The sequence below is a fragment of the Streptomyces sp. NBC_01006 genome (genome assembly GCF_045162725.1).
Classification (GTDB): Bacteria; Actinomycetota; Actinomycetes; order Streptomycetales; family Streptomycetaceae; genus Streptomyces.
Map to the genome: position 1 here is coordinate 817,374 of NZ_CP108700.1, position 18,663 is coordinate 836,036.

The 18,663-nt window shown below is 71.3% G+C and carries 17 protein-coding genes and 2 pseudogenes; 11 read left to right on the top strand and 8 right to left on the bottom strand.

Annotated elements, in window-relative coordinates:
* Window positions 1-13: 13 nt before the first annotated feature.
* Together OG509_RS03685 and OG509_RS03690 are read left to right on the top strand one after the other, a co-directional pair.
* The gene (locus tag OG509_RS03685) at window positions 14-745 is read left to right on the top strand and encodes a response regulator transcription factor (protein WP_406180061.1); all 732 of its coding nucleotides are present in this window, start codon (window positions 14-16) and stop codon (window positions 743-745) included.
* Window position 746: 1 nt separating this feature from the next.
* Entirely contained in the window at window positions 747-2,216 is a 1,470-nt protein-coding gene (locus OG509_RS03690) for a sensor histidine kinase (protein ID WP_406180063.1), read from the top strand.
* 22 nt (window positions 2,217-2,238) lie between these two features.
* Here OG509_RS03690 and OG509_RS03695 read toward each other — a convergent pair whose 3' ends face one another.
* From OG509_RS03695 to OG509_RS03710, 4 genes are all read right to left on the bottom strand, one after another.
* The gene (locus OG509_RS03695) at window positions 2,239-3,339 is read right to left on the bottom strand and encodes a substrate-binding domain-containing protein (protein WP_406180065.1); all 1,101 of its coding nucleotides are present in this window, start codon (window positions 3,337-3,339) and stop codon (window positions 2,239-2,241) included.
* A gap of 272 nt (window positions 3,340-3,611) precedes the next feature.
* A complete protein-coding gene (locus tag OG509_RS03700; RefSeq protein ID WP_406180067.1) occupies window positions 3,612-4,232 on the bottom strand; it encodes a GNAT family N-acetyltransferase in 621 nt (206 codons plus the stop codon).
* Window positions 4,233-4,312: 80 nt separating this feature from the next.
* On the bottom strand, window positions 4,313-5,881 hold the full coding sequence (locus OG509_RS03705; protein WP_406180068.1) for a serine/threonine-protein kinase: 1,569 nt from the start codon (window positions 5,879-5,881) through the stop codon (window positions 4,313-4,315).
* A gap of 148 nt (window positions 5,882-6,029) precedes the next feature.
* Window positions 6,030-8,597: a discoidin domain-containing protein gene (locus OG509_RS03710; protein ID WP_406180070.1), complete on the bottom strand. Its 2,568-nt coding sequence runs from the start codon at window positions 8,595-8,597 to the stop codon at window positions 6,030-6,032.
* Window positions 8,598-8,794: 197 nt separating this feature from the next.
* Here OG509_RS03710 and OG509_RS03715 point away from each other — a divergent pair, with 197 nt between their 5' ends.
* The 4 genes from OG509_RS03715 (at window position 8,795) to OG509_RS03730 (ending at window position 12,025) form a co-directional block, all read left to right on the top strand.
* Complete coding sequence (locus OG509_RS03715; RefSeq protein WP_406180072.1) at window positions 8,795-9,409, top strand: hypothetical protein; 615 nt, start codon at window positions 8,795-8,797, stop codon at window positions 9,407-9,409.
* 157 nt (window positions 9,410-9,566) lie between these two features.
* Window positions 9,567-10,400 carry a hypothetical protein gene (locus tag OG509_RS03720; protein ID WP_406180073.1) on the top strand — a complete coding sequence of 278 codons (834 nt, stop codon included), beginning with the start codon at window positions 9,567-9,569 and terminating at the stop codon, window positions 10,398-10,400.
* On the top strand, window positions 10,397-11,068 hold the full coding sequence (locus OG509_RS03725) for a class F sortase (RefSeq protein WP_406180074.1): 672 nt from the start codon (window positions 10,397-10,399) through the stop codon (window positions 11,066-11,068). The genes OG509_RS03720 and OG509_RS03725 overlap by 4 nt, the downstream gene beginning before the upstream one ends.
* Before the next feature lie 159 nt (window positions 11,069-11,227).
* Window positions 11,228-12,025 carry a hypothetical protein gene (locus OG509_RS03730; RefSeq protein ID WP_406180076.1) on the top strand — a complete coding sequence of 266 codons (798 nt, stop codon included), beginning with the start codon at window positions 11,228-11,230 and terminating at the stop codon, window positions 12,023-12,025.
* Between the two features lie 22 nt (window positions 12,026-12,047).
* On the opposite strand, the pseudogene OG509_RS03735 reads toward OG509_RS03730, so the two are convergent.
* Window positions 12,048-12,167: pseudogene (locus OG509_RS03735) on the bottom strand (SAM-dependent methyltransferase); the annotation flags it as partial.
* A gap of 52 nt (window positions 12,168-12,219) precedes the next feature.
* On the opposite strand from OG509_RS03735, the gene thpR reads away from it, so the two are divergent.
* Entirely contained in the window at window positions 12,220-12,816 is a 597-nt protein-coding gene (thpR, locus tag OG509_RS03740; protein WP_406180078.1) for an RNA 2',3'-cyclic phosphodiesterase, read from the top strand.
* A gap of 309 nt (window positions 12,817-13,125) precedes the next feature.
* Window positions 13,126-13,557 (top strand): C40 family peptidase, encoded by a 432-nt coding sequence (locus OG509_RS03745; RefSeq protein ID WP_406187452.1) that lies wholly within the window; start codon window positions 13,126-13,128, stop codon window positions 13,555-13,557.
* A gap of 10 nt (window positions 13,558-13,567) precedes the next feature.
* Here the strand turns inward: OG509_RS03745 and OG509_RS03750 are convergent.
* Window positions 13,568-14,270 (bottom strand): annotated as a pseudogene (locus OG509_RS03750) (DUF3626 domain-containing protein).
* Between the two features lie 115 nt (window positions 14,271-14,385).
* On the opposite strand from OG509_RS03750, the gene OG509_RS03755 reads away from it, so the two are divergent.
* Window positions 14,386-14,931 (top strand): DinB family protein, encoded by a 546-nt coding sequence (locus tag OG509_RS03755; RefSeq protein WP_406180079.1) that lies wholly within the window; start codon window positions 14,386-14,388, stop codon window positions 14,929-14,931.
* Between the two features lie 77 nt (window positions 14,932-15,008).
* On the opposite strand, the gene OG509_RS03760 is transcribed toward OG509_RS03755, so the two are convergent.
* Window positions 15,009-15,869 carry an NmrA family NAD(P)-binding protein gene (locus OG509_RS03760; protein WP_406180081.1) on the bottom strand — a complete coding sequence of 287 codons (861 nt, stop codon included), beginning with the start codon at window positions 15,867-15,869 and terminating at the stop codon, window positions 15,009-15,011.
* A 114-nt stretch (window positions 15,870-15,983) separates the two neighbouring features.
* Between OG509_RS03760 and OG509_RS03765 the strand changes: the two genes are divergently transcribed.
* Both OG509_RS03765 and OG509_RS03770 read left to right on the top strand, forming a co-directional pair.
* The gene (locus OG509_RS03765; RefSeq protein WP_406180083.1) at window positions 15,984-16,961 is read left to right on the top strand and encodes an AraC family transcriptional regulator; all 978 of its coding nucleotides are present in this window, start codon (window positions 15,984-15,986) and stop codon (window positions 16,959-16,961) included.
* Entirely contained in the window at window positions 16,918-17,241 is a 324-nt protein-coding gene (locus OG509_RS03770; RefSeq protein ID WP_406180084.1) for a hypothetical protein, read from the top strand. The genes OG509_RS03765 and OG509_RS03770 overlap by 44 nt, the downstream gene beginning before the upstream one ends.
* Here the strand turns inward: OG509_RS03770 and OG509_RS03775 are convergent.
* Window positions 17,159-18,550 carry a M14 family metallocarboxypeptidase gene (locus OG509_RS03775; protein ID WP_406180086.1) on the bottom strand — a complete coding sequence of 464 codons (1,392 nt, stop codon included), beginning with the start codon at window positions 18,548-18,550 and terminating at the stop codon, window positions 17,159-17,161. The two genes, OG509_RS03770 and OG509_RS03775, sit on opposite strands and share 83 nt — an antisense overlap.
* Between the last annotated feature and the right edge of the window lie 113 nt (window positions 18,551-18,663).

Genomic DNA, 18,663 nt, shown 5'->3' on the forward strand with positions numbered 1-18,663 from the left:
AGGAACCGCCCCCTTGGACAGGGACACGGCCACGCCCGAGGCGAGCCTGCTCGTCGTCGACGACGAGCCGAACATCCGGGAGCTGCTGTCCGCCTCACTGCGGTTCGTCGGCTTCCGGGTCACCTCGGCGGCGAACGGCGCCGACGCCCTGGCGGCGGTCGCCAAGGAGCGGCCCGACCTGGTGGTGCTGGATGTGATGCTGCCCGACATCAGCGGATTCGCCGTCGTACGCCGTCTACGCGAGGCGGTCGGCAGCGGGTCCGGGGCCGAGCACCTGCCGGTGCTCTTCCTCACCGCGAAGGACGGCGTGGACGACAAGATCAGCGGACTCACGGCCGGCGGCGACGACTACGTCACCAAGCCGTTCAGCCTGGAGGAGCTGATCGCCCGGATCCGCGCGATCCTGCGCCGCACCGGCGCCCCGACGGGCGAGGGCCGCCTGGTCGCCGGCGACCTCGAACTGGACCCGGTGGGCCACCAGGTGCTGCGCGGCGGCCGGCCCGTCTCCCTCTCCCCCACCGAGTTCAAACTGCTCGCGTACCTGATGACCCATGCCGATCGCGTCGTGTCCAAGATGCAGATCCTGGAGCACGTGTGGGCGTACGACTTCGGCGGCGACCTCAGCATCGTCGAGTCGTACATCTCGTACGTGCGCCGCAAGGTGGACTCGGGCGCGGACGGCGCCGTCAAACTCATCCACACCGTGCGCGGCATCGGGTACGTCCTGCGCCGCCCGCAGACCTGACATGGCGAGGCGCCTTCCCCTGTCGCTGCGCTCGCGGCTCGTGCTGCTCTCGATCGCGCTGGTCGCGCTCGGGCTGACCGTCAGCGACACCGTCGTCCTCGGTTCGGTGCGCGCGCAGCTGGTGGGGCGGTTGGACCAGCAGCTCGAACGGTACGGGAACTCGGTGGCGTACCGGGTCCGGGCCGAGGGCACCCCGCAGCCGCACCTCGGGCGGGCGGGCGGCGGGCCGGGGCGGGCCTGGCTGCCGAGCCAGTACGTGGTGGCGTTCGCCGACACCGACGGCAGGGTGTCCGACCAGTTCCGGGAGCCCGTCGCGGCCGGGGATCCGGGCCCGCTGTGGCCGGCGATGGACGGGGCGCAGCTGCGGGCCAGGCTCGGGCGGGCGTTCGAGGTCCCGAGCGACCACGGTGACGGCACCTGGTGGGTGCTGATCGTGCCCGTGGGCAGCGACGATCCGGCGCTGCCCGCCGGAGTGGTGGTCGCGGCCCCGCTGGACGACGTGTCCTCCACCCTCGACCACCTGGCCACCGCCTTCGAGCTCATCGGCGTCGCGGTGTCGCTGCTGCTCGCCGCTGCCGGCTGGTTCGCGGTACGGGCCGGGCTGCGCCCGCTGCGGCGGATCGAGGAGACCGCGGCGGAGATCTCGGCCGGGCGCCCGCTCTCGCACCGGATGCCGGACGCCTCCCCGCGTACCGAGACCGGGCGGCTGACCAGCGCGCTCAACGGCATGCTCGCGCAGATCGAGTCGGCGTTCGCGGTCCGGGCCGCGTCGGAGGAGCAGATGCGGCGCTTCGTCGCCGATGCCAGTCACGAACTGCGTACGCCGCTGGCCGGTATCCGGGGCTTCGCGGAGCTGTACCGGATGGGCGCGCTCGCCGACGAGGCGGACGTGAAACGGACGATGGCCCGGATCGAGAGCGAGGCGGTGCGGCTCAGCGGTCTGGTGGAGGACCTGCTGACCCTGGTCCGGATGGACGAGCAGCGTCCGCTGGAGCTGGCCCCGATGGATCTGCGCACCCTCGCGGTGGACGCCCTGCACGACATCCGGGCGCTGGATCCGACGCGCGAGGTGACGCTGACCGGTCCGGGCGGCGTCGGCCTGCCCGGCCCCGCCCCGGTGTGCGGCGACGAGGCGCGGCTGCGCCAGGTCATCGCCAACCTGGTCGGCAACGCCGTCGCGCACACGCCGGCGGGTTCGCCGGTACGCATCGGGGTGGGGAGTGCGGGCGGCGCCGAGGTGATCGAGGTGGCCGACTCCGGTCCGGGTCTGACGCCGGAGCAGGCGGCCCGGGTCTTCGAGAGGTTCTACCGGGTGGACGCCTCCAGGAGCCGGCAGGCGGGCGGCGGGGCGGGGCTCGGCCTGGCGATCGCCTCGGCGCTCGTACGGGCCCATGGCGGCGGACTGGAACTGGAGACTTCGCGGGGCGGCGGAGCACTGTTCCGCGTCCGCCTGGAGTCCGCCGGCGACTGACCGACCGTACGGCCGCTTCGGGCTACTTCAGGCCGATCTCTTCGCAGGCGGCCCGGTACCTGTCGGTGCAGATCTCGGCGATGGTGTAGACGCCGTCCTCGACCACGGTCGACCTGACGTTGTTCTTGGTCAGCGCGACGCCCGGGACGAGCACGGACGGCACGCCCTTGGTGGTCGGGCTGTCGACGATCTGGTTGATGAGTCCGTCGATCTTCTCGCCCTGGGCGAGGGCGACGGCCATCTCCGCGGCGGCTGCGGCCTCGGGGGCGTACCGCTTGTAGACGGTCATGTACTGCTCGCCCGCGACGATCCGCTGCACGCCGGCCAGTTCGGCGTCCTGGCCGGTGACCGGGGGAAGGGCGGAGACTCCGGCGGCCTTGAGGGCGGCGATGATGCCGCCCGCCATGCCGTCGTTGGCGGAGTAGACGCCGATTATCTTGCCCTTGCCGAGTGCGGAGAGCGCGGCGGCCATGTTGGCGTTGGCGTTCTCCGGCTTCCAGTCGACGGTGTCGTACTCCTTGCCGACGGTCACCTTGCCGTCGAGGACGAAGTGCGCACCGGACTTGAAGCCCTTGGCGTTCGGGTCGGTGACCGAGCCGTTCATCATGACGATCTGGCCGTCCTTGGCCTTGTCGCCGAGCGCCTCCAGCAGGGCCTTGCCCTGGACCTTGCCCACGTCTTCGTTGTCGAAGGAGGTGTAGGCGTCGATCGGGCCTTCGGCGAGGCGGTCGTAGGCGATGACCGGAATCTTGGCGTCCTTGGCCTTCTTGACCGCGCCGGCAATGGCCTTCGCGTCCACCGCGTCGATGATGAGGACATTCACCTTGCGGGCGATCATCGACTCGACCTGGGCGTTCTGGGCGGCCGCATCCTGCTTGGCATTGGCGTAGACCACTTCGCCCTTACCGCGCGTGAATTTGGCTATTTCCTTCTCGATCAGCGGCTTGTCGAACTTCTCGTAGCGCGCGGTCTGGTCCTCCGGGAGCAGGAGACCGACCTTGATGGCCTCGCTCTTGGCGGAGCCGCCGGACCCGGCGCTCTCCGTGCTGCCGCAGGCGGTGAGCGAGGCGGAGACCGCGGCAGCGGTGACAGCTACGACGACCCGACCGAGATGCGTGTTCACGACGTAAACCTCCCTGAGCAGGCCGTGTCCTTGCGGCCGAGGTAGACGCAGTCAACTCGGCGCCGACACCCTCGTCAAGAAGTGAATTATTAACGTGATGGCAACGTTGCCATCACGCTCCGCATCGACGCAATTCGGCAATTAGCGTGCCTTATCCGTATGAATGACACTGCGTTGAAAGTTCAAGTTATGAAGAGGTAAGGGCGCGCAAATGCCCAGTCTTTCGAGGAGGCGCCGCGTGCGAGCCGTCGGCGCCTCCCGTCATGAAGGCCTCAGGCGTCGGCCGGCCGGCGAACCGGCTCGCGGCGCATCGCCCAGAGGGTCGGGCCGCCGCCCGGGAGTTGGACCTCGCCGAGCACGGTGAAGCCGAAGTGCTCGTAGAAGGGGAGGTTGGACGGCTTGGAGGATTCCAGGTAGACCGGCAGGCGGGCCGCGTCGGCCTTGGCGAGGCCCGAGCGGAGGAGGGCGGCTCCGTGGCCCTGGCCCTGGGCGGCCGGATCCGCGCCGACCACGGCCAGATACCAGTGCGGCTCCTGGGGCCCCTCCCCGGCGGCCGCCTCCGCGGCCTGCCGGAACAGCGGAGCCCGGTCGCCCAGGATCTCCGAGAGCTCCTGGATGGTCTCGGCGTCGGGTACGGCCTTGTCCTGCGCGCCCGGCGGAACCCAGAAGGCGGCTGCCACGTCGGTGTACTCACAGACGCCGTGGTGCACGTACTGCCGGGTGAAGATCGTGCTGAAGTACCGGGCCAGCCTTGCTTCGCGCGCGGCCTCGTCGGGGAAGAACCAGCGCATCATCGGGTCGTCGTCGAACGCGAGGGCCAAGGTGCGGCCGATCAGTGACGCGTCGTCAATCGTCGCCGTTTTCGGCGTGTTTGTTATCGACATACGGGTCATTCTGCACCCGATGATCTTGAGCGCCGGAGTCGGGGTCGGGGTCGGGTTCGACGTCGGGTTCGTTGCCGGGGCCGGCGGGTTCAGCGGCTGCGGGTCAGGGCCGCCGGGGCTCCGGCCGACTGGGCGCCTTCCGATGCGAGCGTCAGCCGGTCCGCCGACTCCAGCGTCAGCACGTAGAGGTTGCCCTGGGGGCAGTCGAATGTGGCCTCGCGGTCGGTCGGATGGCTGGTCACCGCCGCGAAGACCGCGGTGTTCCCCTTGATCTGCTGGAGCTTGAGGGCCTCCGTGCAGCCCAGATCGCGCCCGGAGGAGACCTCCTTGACGTCGCTGACCTGCTTGCCGACTATGTCGCCCACGGCCCCGGCGTTCAGCGTGACCACGACCGCGAACTCACCCGTCCTCGCCCGGGTGATCCCGTCCGCGTTCGGTGTACCGGGCCCGGTGCCGGACCACGTGCCGACCCACGACTCCGGCAAGGACCCGGCGGTCGACGCCGACGTGGACGGCGACGGCGAGGGCGAGGTGGCGGAAGATCCGCCTCCGCGGCCGTCGTCGCCGTTCGGCAGCACGATCGCGAGCGTGACGGCCGCCGCGACCGCAGCGGCACCGGCGGCCGCGCCGATCACCAGGCGCCGCCGAGAGCCCCGCCCGGACCCGCTCGCCGAGGATGCCGGGGCGAACGGCGGGGGCGGCGGGGGAACCGGCGCGGTGCCGGTCCCCACCGGGGCTCCGGCCGGCGGCTGCGATGCGGTCATCAGCCGCCGGAGTTCGGCCTCCCGGCGGCCGGCCTCCGCGATCAGGGCCGGCGGCGCCGCAGCGCTCCAGTCCCCCTCCTCCGCCGCGCCGAGCCGTGCCCGTACCTCCTCGGCCGTCGGCCGCGCGGCCGGGTCCTTGGACAGGCATTCCCGTACCAACGCGAGGAGCGGTTCCGGTACACCGTCCAGCACGGGCTCGTCGTGCACGATCCGGTAGAGGAGGGCGGGCAGCGACAGCTCCTCGCCGCCCGTCAGGAAGGGACTGCGGCCGGTCGCCGCGTGGACGAGGACCGCGGCCAGCGAGAACACGTCGGCCGGAGACTGCGCCACGGCGCCGATCGCCTGCTCCGGCGCGAGGAAGCCGGGCGTGCCGATGACCGCGCCCGTCTGCGTATGGCGAGGGTCGCGTACGGCTCGGGCGATGCCGAAGTCGATGAGGAAGGGCCGCTCGGGACCGAGCAGCACGTTCGCCGGCTTGATGTCGCGGTGCACGACGCCCGCCGCCCGTACGGTGACCAGCGCGGCCGACAGCTCCCGGGCCAGGCACCGCAGGGCCGGTTCCGGCAGAGGCCCGTACCGGCGTACCCAGTCGCCGAGCGACGGCGCGGCGATGTACTCCGTCGCCAGCCACTGCGGCAGCACCCCCGGCGGGCTGAAGTCGACCACCGAGACCGTCCACGGGCTGCGGACGCGGTCGTTGGTGCGTATCTCCCGCGCGAACCGTTCGGCGAAGTCCGGATCCAGGCTCAGCTCCCGGTGCACGGTCTTGAGGGCCAGCGGCCGGCCGGAGGGCGTCCGGGCCAGGAACACCTCGCCCATTCCGCCCTCGCCGAGCCGCGCCAGCAGGCGGTACCCGCCGATCTCCGGCAGGTCACCAGGCCGCAAAGACTCCACCGACTCCCCCGTCCCCCACGAACGTTGTGCCGGTCCGCGGCGAACGGACCGTCCGGTGGGCCAACTTATCGGACGGGTCCGAAGCGCGAGCGGTGTCCGAACGGCCCGGGGGCCGCCGGACACCGGCCGCCGGACACCGCTCGCGGGATCAGGCGATGGTGATGAACTTCGCGATGCTCGGGACGCCTTGGGCGTCGAGGGCGAAGAGCATGTAGCTGCCCGGCAGGACCACGCCGGTGTCCGCCGGTACGGACACCGTGTACGCGCCGGTTCCCGTGGCCGTGGAGACGAGGGGGACGCGCCGCTGGTCGTTGTCCGTGGAGTGGGTCGCGGCCGCGGCGCGCATCAGGACGAAGGAGGCCACCGGGGCCTGGGTGCTCACCGTCAGCGACGCGCCGGGGGCCGCCCTTGAGGGTACGCCTGCGGTGATGGCGGGACGCGGCTTCGGCGATCCGTCCGCGTTCAGCAGGTACGGCGGTGTGAAGACGGCGCCGTCGGCGTGGTTGGTCGCGCAGTCACCGCACAGGCCACCGCCGCCCGAGAAGATCCGCCCGTCCGGCAGCAGATTGGCCACGCTGTGGTAGTTGCGCGGGATGGCCATGGTGGCGAGCGGGGTGAAGCGGCCGGTCGCCGGGTCCCACAGCTCGGGCGCCAGCACCGACGTCGCGTCGCTGAAGGGCACCGGATAGGCCTGTCCGCCGAAGACCGCCACCTTGCCGTCGGGCAGGACGACGCTGTTGCTGAACGCGCGGGCGTGCTCCATGTCCCCGGTACGGGCCGCCCGCACCTCCTGGCCCCCCGAGACGTTCACGGTGTAGGCGCGCCGGGTGGCCGGGGTCTTCTCGTAGGCCGGCGAGCCGCCGAGGGTGAGCAGTTTGCCGATGTCGTACGCGACGGCATTGCCGGTCATGGCGTCCTGGCTGTCGGCCCGGGTGCCGGCGGCCGTGATGCCGCCCTGGCCGCTGGTGGAGATCCAGTTCATCTGCTTGCTCGGGCCCAGCTGCAGTACCTTGCCGCCCGAAGTGGCGTACAGCCACATGTGGTTGTCGGCCCGGTAGGGTCCGGCCGGGTCGGCGGTCAGCGCCGGGACGGCCGAGACCCCGGGGATCTTTCGCCACGTACGGGTGTCCGGCGACCAGGCCTCACCGGCCTTGTCGGTGTTCGCGGTTCCGCTCCAGGAACCGCCCAGGACGAAGGCCTCGCCGGTGGAGAGCAGGGTCATGGCCTGGTAGCCGCGGGCGATGTTCATGCTGGTGGTGGCGGACCAGTCGTTGGTGGCCGGGTCGTAGATGCTCGCCTTTTCGGCGTTGCTCCCGCCGGTGACGAGCACGCGGCCGTCGGCCAGCATCGCTATGCCGGGACAGAACATGTCGTGACCGGTGTTGTCGATGCGGCGCTGCGTGACCTTGCCGGTCTTCAGGTCCAGGATCGCGGTCTGGGTGTAGCCGTTGCTGCCGCCGAAGCGGTCGACCGCGTACGCGGACCAGGCGAGCAGTTTGTCGCCGGGCAGGGCGGCGGTGGCGACGGGTACGAGGGGGAAGCCGGTGATCCGGTCCCAGGATCCGTGGACGGCCGGGCTGGCCGGTCCGCTGAGGCGTATCTCCCCGGCCGAGGTCCACGGGCCGCGGGCGCCGGCCTCGGTGGTCACGGTCAGCCGTATGTAGCGCGCGGTCTCGGTGCGGATGAAGGTGGCGGTCTTGACGGTGTCGTCGTCGCGCCAGGTGCCCGCGGCGACCGGCGCGCCGAAGGCCGTGCCGTCGGTGCTGGTGGTGATGGTGTAGGCGCCGGCCCGGCCGTTGGCCCAGTCCAGGCGGGGATGGTAGACGAGGGCGGAGACGGCCGTCGTGCGGTGCATGTCGATGGTGATGCTGTGCGGCAGGGGGGCCGGGGTGGCCGACCACTTGCTGTGCCAGATGGTGCCCGCGTTGCCGTCGAGCACGTTGGCCGCGCGGCCGTCCTCGCCGCCGGTCTCCTCGTCACTCGCCGTGGCCGTCCAGCCGGTGCGGGGAAGGTCGACGGTGGCGGCGGGCGTGCCGGGGTCGCCGAGCAGGTTGATCTCGGCGGCGGAGGTCCAGGGACCGCGGCCGCCGGCCTCGGTGAGCGCGGTCAGCCGCACGAACCGGGCGCCTTGCGGGGCGAACCCGAGCGTCTTGGCGCTGCCGTCGTCCGCCAGCGTGCCGGTGGCGACGGGGCTCGCCGCCGCCCAGTTCTGTCCGTCGGTGCTGACGCTGATGCTGTACTCGCCGATGCGGCCGTTGGCTCCGTCGGCGCGGGGGAGGTAGACGAGTGCGGAGACGACGGCGGTGCGGTGCATGTCGATGGTGATGGCGTGGGGCAGGGGGGTGGGGGTGCCGGCCCACTTGCTGTGCCAGATGGTGCCGGTGTTGCCGTCGAGCACGTTGGCCGCGCGGCCGTTCTCGCCGCTGGTCTCCTCGTCACCGGCGGTGGCCGTCCAGCCGGTCCGGTCGAGCACCGGAGCCGTGGGTTCCATGGCGTTCGCGGGCGCGATGCCGTGGTGCGGTGACTGCTGCGCGGTCTGCTGGTCGAACGGTACGGGCGCGGGCCGCGGGCCGGGCCCCCGCCCGGCCGCCGCCGGACCGCCGACCCCGAGCCACGGCATCAGCCCGATCAGCAGCGAGCCGAGGCCGAAGGCGATGAGCAGGTGGGAGCGGCGTAACGCGCGGGGAAAGGCGAGGAAGCGTCGCCTGTGCTGCAATCTGACCTCCTGGGGTGAACTGGCGCATACCCCACAGAACATAGGCCAGCTGGGTAATAACTCGCCTGAAAGCAGCGAGAGTTGGCGCGAAGCCGCATACGTGGTCGCCGGATGCTGACATTCATCACTTTCCCCCGTACCGACACCGCTCGATGCTGGGTGGTGAACGCGATGGTGCGACGGGTCGGAGGGTGTCCGTGACGGCGATGGAGCGGGTGGAGGGGGACGTGACGGTGCGGCCGGGCAGGGTCGGGATCGCTCGCGTGTGGGGCGGGTCGCTGTGGGCGGTGCTGGTGCGGCGTCGGCCGGCGCCGGGGCTGGGGCTGCGGCACTCGGCCGAGCTTCGACAACTGGTGCTGGTCCTGGTGGCGACCGAGGCCGTCATGGCCGTCCTGCTCTCCACGATGCTGCCGCCCGCCGTCCGGCCGGTGCACGCGGTGCTGGAACTGCTGCTGATACTGGCCGGGTTGGGCCTGGTGGCCGCGGTGGTTCGGCATCCGCACACGGTGGACGCGGAACGGGTCGTCCTGCGGACCGGGTTCCTCGGGGACGTGACGCTGCCGCGCTCGGCGGTCCGGTCCGTGGCGCCGGTGGTCCGTACCGTCCCGGGCCGGGGCCCGCGGGCCGTGCCGGGTGAGGCGGGGGCGGTGGCCTGTTCGGTGGCCGGCTCGCTGAACGTGGCCCTGCACCTGGACCCGCCCGTACGCCTCGACCTGGGTGCGGCCGGGGTCGTGAACGCTGCGACGGTCTACGCCTCGGCCGACTCCTGGCCCGCCTTCGCCGCGTCCCTGCGCGCCGCCCCGCAACGCTAGTACGGGGGTCGCTCCGGCTTTTTCCAGGTTTTTCAAACTGGCACCCATCCATGTGCGTCGGCGCTCCGAAGTAGCAGCGAGACCCTCTCCGGGAGCTCGCTTCACCCCCGTACGATCTGCGGTTCCCTCTCCCGGGAGCCGCGGAACAGGAGCGAATGTGATAGCCAAGCGCACTGGTCGCCTCGTGGTGCTCGCCGCCGGGCCCGCCGCCGTGTTCCTGACCCTCGGGCTCTCCGGCCCGGCTCTCGCCGCGGATGGCGGGAAGGCGTACCAGATCGACCTCGCGCAGCTCAACGACTCAGGATCCCGGGGCACCGCCATGCTGAGCATCAAGGGCAACCAGCTGACCGTGCAGATCGAGTCCGAGGGCATGGTGCCCGGACAGCCCTCGGCCCAGCACCTGCACGGCTCGACCAAGGGACACGACTTCCAGTGCCCGGACGCCAGTGACGACACCGACCACGACGGGGTCCTCAGCAACACCGAGGCCACCGTCGACTACGGCGACATCAACATCTCGCTCACCACCTCCGGGGACACCAAGGCGGCCAGCGGTCTCGCCGTGGACCGGATGCCCGTCGCCAACAAGCAGGGCAAGGTCTCGTACAAGCGGACGATCACGGTCGCGCAGGACGTGGTCGACCACATCAAGGACCTGCACATCGTGCAGCACGGTATCGACCGCAACCACAACGGCACGTACGACGTCCAAGGGGCCGGCAAGAGCGAGCTCGACCCGAAGCTGCCCCAGGAGGCGACGGCTCCGACCAACTGCGGAATGGTCATGGGCGCGTCAGTGGGCTCCCTTCCGGTCGGCGGCATCGAGACCGGCGGCGGTATCGACACGGGTGGCGGCGCGCCGGAGAGCGCGACGATGCCGGCCGGGGCGGCCCTCGCCGTATCCGCCGCGGCGGCCGGCGTGGTGTTCCTCGCGCGGCGGCGCGCCGCGGCTGCCCTGATCCGTACGGAAACCAAGGGTGCGGCCGCATGAAGGCCGGCCGGACCTCCGCAGGGACTGCGCGCCGCGCCCTGGCCGCCGCCGCCCTGACCCTCGCCACGCTCGTCCTCGCGGGGTGCGGGGGCCAGAACACGGCGGCGCCCCCCGCCCCGGCACACAACGACGCGGGAGTCGTTCCCGCCCCGGCGGCATCCGCGAGCGGCCACCAAACGCCGCCGAAGGGCGGGGCGCAGGCCCAGCCCGCCCTGGCCCGGTCGGAACCGCAGAAGATCGCCATCCCGTCCCTCGGCCTCTCCAGCACCCTGGAGACGCTGCGCCAGAACCCCGACGGCACGATGCAGACCCCGAAGAACCCCGGACTCGCGGGCTGGTACGAGCCGGGCCCCACACCCGGCTCCCAGGGCCCGGCCGTGATCGCCGGCCATGTCACATGGAACGGAGCGGCGGCCGTGTTCGAGAAGCTGAAGACGATGAAGGCCGGTGACACCATCCAGGTGACCAGGCAGGACGCCAAGACGGCCACGTTCACGGTGGAACGCGTCGCCGAGTACCCGAAGGCCGAGTTCCCCACCCTTGAGGTCTACAAGAACCTCGACTACGCAGGCCTCCGCCTGGTCACCTGCGGCGGGGACTTCGACCCGAAGAAGCACTACTACGACAGCAACGTGGTCGTCTTCGCCCGCATGACGAGCACCGCGTAGGCACCACACGGGCACCTGGCATGCGCATCCGCTTTCAGGTCGTACGCCGCGAAGGACGGCACGCCCCGTGTCGTCCCGATCGGCTCTTCCGGAACGGCTCCGAAATCGTCATGTGGCCCCCGAATGGCCCCGTGGGCCGTGCTCGCGCACCCTGGAGGGGTGAAAGCCGAAGGGTCCGCCACGGCACGCGGTGCTGTCGCGGGATTCCTGGAGAATCCCGTCATCGGCATGGCGCCGTGGATCATCTTCTCGCTCGTGGTCGGGCCGGGCAGGTTCGAGATCGCGGTCGTACTCGCCCTGGCGACGACGATCGTGCTGGTCGCGGCCGGACGGATCATCAACAGGGGAAGCTCGTGGAAGCTCCTGGAAATCGCCGACCTGGTCTTCTTCACGATCCTCGCCGTCGTCGGCATCCTCGCGAGCGACGACACCCGCCGATGGCTGGAGACGTACGCCGGTGAGGTGTCCAACATCGCCCTCTTCGTGATCGCGTTCGGCTCCATGGCGCTCCGCATGCCGTTCACCCTCCAGTACGCGCGGGAGCGGGTCGATCCGGCGTACTGGGACAAGCCCGCGTTCCTTCGGACCAACTACCTCATCACCGGGGCGTGGGGGCTGGCGTTCCTGGTGGCCGCCGTCGCGGGCGCGTACGGGGACCTGGTGCTGCACAATCCGAACAACATCTGGACCGGATGGATCATCCAGATCCTGGCCATCGTGGCGGCCGTGCGCTTCACCGCCTGGTACCCGGACGTGGCACGCGCCCGGGCCCTGCGCGAGGCGGGCCGGCCCGGCCCGGAGCCGCCGCGCCTCGCCGGGATGTTCGTACCCCTGGCCGGGCTGCTGGTGCCGATCGGGATTGCCGTCCTGATCTTCGACGGAAACATGTGGTGGCTCGGCGTGGCGCTGATCGTCGGTGGCGGCATGCTCACGAAGCGCTTGACCGCACCCCACTGATCCCCGCACGGACGCGGACGCGTCAGATGTGTGCGATCAGCGCGTACCTCTCGTCGGCGACCGGCCCGCCCCACAACCCGGGGTAACCACCGAGCGGTTCGACGTACAGGCGGGCAACAAGGGGACGGACTGCGGCAGCGAGGGCCGGGGGTCGGAAGGTGACTGGATCGCCGGGGTGCGGTACGAAGTCCCTCGTGAACGATCAGATCCAGCACCCGTCCGCCGCCGCGACCGTCCGCGTGTTCATCGCCCTCGCCCCGCCCGACGACGCCAAGGAGGAACTGGCACGGGAACTGCGGCCCTCCTACCGCGCCTACCCGGGCATGCGGTGGAACCGCATCGAGGACTGGCACATCACGCTGGCCTTCCTCGGTGAACTCCCCGTCGCCACGGTCCCGCTCCTGCAGCCGCCGCTCACCGCCCTCGCGGCGGCGCACCGGCCCCTTGAACTGGCACTGCGCGGCAGCGGACACTTCGACCAGCGGGTCCTGTGGAGCGGTATCGACGGGGAGATCGAAGGGCTGCACCTGCTCACTTCCCAGGTCCGCACCGTCGTCAGGGAATGCGGCATCGCCTTCGAAGACCGCCCGCTGCGCCCGCACTTGACGCTGGCCCGCTCCCGCCGCAGCGACCCGTCCAGCACCTTGGAAGTCGCGGCCACGCTCACCGAGTTCGCCGGCCGCACTTGGCCGGCCGAACGCCTGCACCTGGTCGGCAGCAACATAGGCCGCGGCCCCGGCCCGATCCACTACCGCGACATCCGGTCCTGGGAATTCACCGGCCGGAACTGAGCCCCGGACCAGGGCTGGACGCCTAACACCCCCGCATGGAGTACTCCCCCGCCCGCCAATCCGGAAAATAACTCATGCGTATAAACACGGACGATTTTACTTAACCGAGATACTTGAAGGCGTGTCCGATGGCGGCAACTTCGCGCCGGTCGGACAAAACTGGTCCGCCATCGAGAGCCAAATCGCAATGTCACCGACGCAGAACCTCACCCGGTACTGTTTCAGCAACACAATGCGGAGGTATCACGATTGAGCCACGTCAGGACGGACAACCGAAAACGCTCCACCGCCCAGTTGACGAACCGCCGTATCGCCACAGTGCTCACGTTCTCCGTCATAATCTCCCTGGCCAGCTTCACCGGCCCCGCCGCCGAGGCCCAGGCGGCCTCACCCTACGGCGCCAAGGCCGTCGCAATCGCTGCGTCCAAGCGGGGTGCGCCCTACGTGTACGGAGCGACGGGGCCGAGGGAATTCGATTGCTCGGGCCTCACGCTGTACGCCTTCCGAAAGGCCGGCCGGGTGCTTCCCCGCACCGCCGACGAACAGTACGAACACACTCGCCACATCGGCCGCGTTCAGCGCGTACCGGGCGATCTCGTATTCTTCCCCGCAGGCGCGACCATAGGGCATGTGGGTATCTACGCCGGTCACGACAAGATCTGGCACGCCCCAAGGCCGGGCAGCCGCGTACGACTCGAACGCATCTGGAGCGGAAACGTCCGCTACACCCGCGCCACCTGAGCGGCAGCGACTAATCCCAGGACGCTCCGAAACGCGCGAGACAGTGCCACACCCTCTTGATCGCCTGCGGATCGTGGTCACCCGCCCGGGCGGCATCTCCGAGGATGCGGGGATCGGGGAAGCCGTCGACCGCGATCCGGGCGCCCAGATCGACGTACTCCCGGCCCCGGTAGTCGGGCTGGAGCCGGAGTTCGTCGACCGTGAGCCGGAAGCCGAGGTGCCACTCCAGGGGGCAGTCGAGGCGCCGGGCGGCATCCTCCACGGCCGTGCCCTGGAAACAGGGGTCCAGGACCAGGGCCTCCACATCGCGGTCCAGCCGGACCGGCCCGTGCACCTGCGCCTCGATGTAGTCGTCGAGTGCGTCCTGCTTGTCGGCCCGGGCGAGCTCGATCAGCCGCATGCGGCCGGCGACGCCGAAGTCCGACGGTTCGAGGAAGCTGTCCGGGTAGCAGAACGTGGTCCGTATCAGCGTTTCGGCGGTGAGCCGGAAGTGAGCGGAACCGAAACGCGGCGCTGCGCCGACCGCCTTGTCGCGGAAGTTCAATGCCCCGTAGGCGGGCCGCTCATGAGCGGGTTCCGCATCGTAGGCCCCGTTGAAGATCGTGGAAGTTGAGGGTCACGCGCAGCGCCGGGTCGACCGGAGGGCCCGACGACAACCCGGCGACATGGCGAAGGGCCCGGTCCTGCGGCGTCTGGATGGCTTCGAAGGTCACTCGGACAGTGTTTCCCGAACCGATCACCTGGTGCGCTTCGTTTTCCCCGCCGGGCGGCCCGGCGGTGGCGCCCCCGCGCCTAGACTCGCGTCCTCCTCGACCAGGAAGGCACACGATGACCGGCTCGCCCGCCCCCAAGCACTACTCACCCTTGTGGAGCGGCGACACCCGCCGCAATCCGCCCTTCGTGGGCAGCGAGCGGGAGACGCTGGAAGCCACCCTGGACTGGTACCGGGAGACCTTCGATCTCAAGTGCGCCGGTCTGTCCCAGGAGCAGCTGTCCGCGAAGGCCGTGCCGCCGTCCGCGCTGTCCCTGCACGGACTGGTACGGCACCTGGCCGGTGCCGAGCGCTGGTGGTTCCGGATCCAGTTCGCCGGCGAGGACGTACCGATGCTCCACTACTCCGACGACGACCCCGACCAGGACTTCGAGAGCCTGGACGGTGACGCCGCCGAAGCCTTCGCCGTCTGGCGGGCGGAGTGCGAGCGGTCCCGGCAGATCACCGCCGCGGCGTCGCTGGACGACACGGGGATCCGCAAGAGCACCGGGGAGCCGATCTCACTGCGCCGGATCATGGTGGACATGATCGCGGAGTACGCCCGCCACAACGGGCACGCGGACCTGCTGCGCGAATGCATCGACGGCGCCACGGGGAGGTGAGAGGTCCGCGACGGCTGCACGGCCCTCGACGATACGGAAGAACGGGGCGAGCGCCTCGTAACCCGCTCGGGCGCCGGTCACGAGGTCACCGCCGGGAGGGCCCAGGCGTGGGCGTTGCGGCGCGCGAAGTCCGCGAAGGCGGTCGGTGGGGCTCCCGTGACCTTGAGGACGTCGTCGTTGGGGCGCGAGCCGTGGCCGGAGGCGATCGTCCCCGTCAGCCAGCGGAGCATCACGGCGTAGTCGGCGGGGACCACGCCGGCCGCCACGGCGCCGCCGATCCACGAGCCGCCGTCGATGTCGACGTGCCTGACCGGTCGGCCGGCGACGCGCGCGACCGCGGCGGCGACCTCGGCCACCGTGAGCGCTTCGGGGCCGGTGGGCTCGTAGGTCGCGCCCGCGTGGGCGTCGGGGTCGATCAGCGTCTCGGCGGCGACCGCGGCGATGTCCACGGCGTCGACGAACGCCTCCGCGCCGCCCGCCGTCGGCACCGTGATCGCGCCGTCCACGACGGGCAGGTGCTCGTCGGCGAAGTTCTGCATGACCCACGCGGGCCGGATCACCGAGGCCGTGAAGGCCCGGCGGCCCAGGACGTCGAGTTCGACGGCCCGGATGTCGACTTCAGGCGGGGCCTCCTCGGCGCCGTACGCGCTGAGGTACGTGACGTGACGTACCCCCGCGGCTTCGGCGCGATCCAGGAAGCCGGACACCAGCCGGGCGTACGCGACCCGCAGGACGGGCGTGACGAGGTAGATGCGGTCGGCGCCGGCGAGGGCGGGGCCGTGCGTGGCGGCGTCGTCCCAATCGAACGGCACGTCGGCGCCGCGGCGCGCAGCCGTTCGCGCGTGGTGGCCCCGTTCGGCGAGCTTCTTCGCGAGGAGCGAGCCGGTCCGGCCCGTACCGCCCAGTACCAGCGTGGTCTGGCGTGAGGTGTTGGTCATGAATCCCACGCTCCAGTCAAGGAGGGAGGGAATCAATGTGCACATCGCGCGTCTTCTTTGTGCCAGACGCTCACTTTCTTGACCGAGGCATCAGTATCGGCCGACACTCGTCCTATGGACCTCCTACAGGATCACCTGACGAGGGCGCGCGCTTCCGGCGGCGTCTTCGCCCGGACGGTGGCCGAGCCCCCGTGGGGGCTGCGGCTGTCGGGCACGATCCAGCTGGCGCTGCACGCCGTCGTCCAGGGGCGCGCGTGGCTCTGGCTCGACGATCCGCAGGATGCTCTCGAACTGGCCCCCGGCGAGATGGCACTCGTACGGGGCGGGCTCGATCACCACATCGCACATGAGCCCGGGGCGGCGTGCCTGGAGCCGGAAGAGTTCAAAGCGCGGCACGCCGACGCGCACACCCCCGGCGAGCACTCCGATCGCCGGCAGGCGCAGCGGAGCACCGTGTTCCTGTGCGGCGCCTATCAGTTCTCCGGTGACGTCGGGGAAGGCCTGCTCGGGGCGTTGCCCCAGGTCCTGCCGCTGTCTGCGGCCGTCGGCGATCCCCTGCACGATGTCATCGGCGTGGTGTCGCGGGAGCTGGCCGCCGCGGAGCCCGGCCAGCAGACCGTACTCGACCGGCTCCTCGACGTCCTGCTGGTCCTCGCGATCCGTACGAGCTTCAGGACGAGCGGCAGCGCGCCCCGCTGGTTCCGGGCTTCGGCCGATCCCCGGCTGGGCGCGGCGCTGCAGGCCATGCACGACGATGCGACCCACCCGTGGACGGTGCCCGAACTGGCCGCGCTCAGCGGGCTGTCGAGGGCGGCGTTCGCGCGGAGCTTCCAGCGCGCACTCGGCCAGGCCCCGATGCAGTACTTGACCGACTGGCGCATGACGCTCGCGCGTGACTACCTGCGCGCCGGGCAGCCGACGCTCGCGGACGTCGCCGAGCGCACCGGCTACGGCTCCCCGTACGCCTTCGCGGCGGCTTTCCGCCGCCACCACGGGCAGCCGCCCGGGGTGTGGCGCCGGCAACAGGAAGAGCAGACGGCCCTGTCGGTTGCCGGTACGGGAACGGGCGGCGACGGCGTCCACTTCGTCTGAGCACCCGGGGTCAGGTGGGCGTTCTTGGACGAGCCGTAGACGACGTGGCCGTCGCCGCGCCGCACGGACGGGCCGACCTGCCGACAGCCTGGAGGTACGGCTGCTGGCGGGCTCCGTGCTCGACGCGTTCACCGCGGCCGTGGACTGGGCCGGCCAGGACGAGCCCGAGGACCTTCTCGTCCTCACGCGCCGGGCGCTCACGTTCCTGCGGCTCGACGAGCTGTGGCGGGGTCCGCTCGGGCCGCCGCCGTGCAGTACCGCACCGGCTCTCCCTCCGTGAGGCGGTACGGGGCCCGGGCGTCGAGCAGCAGGGGGACCAGGGCGCGCAGGGGTTGGCGCAGCGGGACGAACGCGCCCCCGCCGGAGCGTGTGACCCGTACGCCGTGCAGGGTGAGGCGGCCGGCGACCTCGGTGTACCGGGCGGGTGTGAGGCGGTAGCCGCAGGGTGGGTCGGTGAGGGTTTCACCCTCGGCCGGGGGTTGGTTGTCCGCACCGCCCAGAGCGATCGGGCCCTGGTCGCGGTAGCCGGTCAGGCGGGCCGATGCGGTCATCGCCGCCAGCGTGCCCGCCCGCTGGGTGACGTACGCGAACAGCCCACCCAAGCCGGTGAGCTGGGAGTTCACGCGGCGTCGGCGGTTGACGGCGGGGTCGGCCGTTTCCGCTGCGCCGGCCGCCTCGATGCGGCTCTCGATCAGCAGCGTCACGGCGTGTTTGATGCCCGCGGTATTGCGCAGGATGCGCTCCTGACCGTCGCCCGCGGCCTGCTTGACGGGGGCGCCGGTCACGGGGTCGGTCCAGATGCCGTAGGTGCCGGTGGAGTACCCGGCGGCGTGCGCCGCTTTCCGTACGAAGGCTACGGACAGCGCGCGGGCCTGCGCGTACACGCCGGGGTCGGTGTTGAGGTTGCGCGGCCAGAGGTCGAAGAGGTCCTTGTCGTACGTCCTGGGCGTCGCCCGGTACTCGTGCAGGTCGTAGACGAGGTCCGGACGCCGGTCGCGCAGCACGGCCGCGACGGCCCGCGCCTCGGGCGAAGTCAGCGCGAGGTGGTCGCGGTTGATGTCGATGCCGTCCGCGTTGACCCGGGTGTCGGCAGCCCGCCCGTCCGGGTTGGCGGTCGGGATGACCAGGACCGTGGCCCGCTCCAGGAGGCCTCGGGTCCCCGGGTCTCGGGCGTACGCGAGCTCGCGGATGGTGGTCAGACATGCCTCGCGCCCGGCCGGCTCGTCGCCGTGCTGGCTGCACACCAGCAGGATGGTGACGGGTGCAGGTTCAGGTGCGGGGACGGGCGCGGGTGCGGGGACGGGCACGGGTGCGGGGCGGGTGCTGCTCACGCTCACGAGCCACAGCGGGCGGCCGCGGGTGCTGGTGCCGATCCGCTGCCGCCGCGGAGCGGTCCGTTCGCCGCCCTGTTCGACGGCGTCGAGGAAGGCCCGCTCCTCGGACTCCGTGGTCCAGCGTGCCCCGTACGTGGTCTCGAACCCCGTACGGGGCACGCCGTCGGTCGCCCGGGCGGCGCCGGCCGTCCAGGGCGCGGCGAGGAGGACCCCGGCGGCTACGCCCACGGCGCGGACGAGACGGTGGATCGACATGGAAGGCTCCGGCGGGGTCGAAGATGACGACGTGATGACAACCGCCCCGCAGCCCGAAAGGCACGCAGGAGGACACGCCGTGACCGTCGACGGCACGACCCGCCGACGATGCC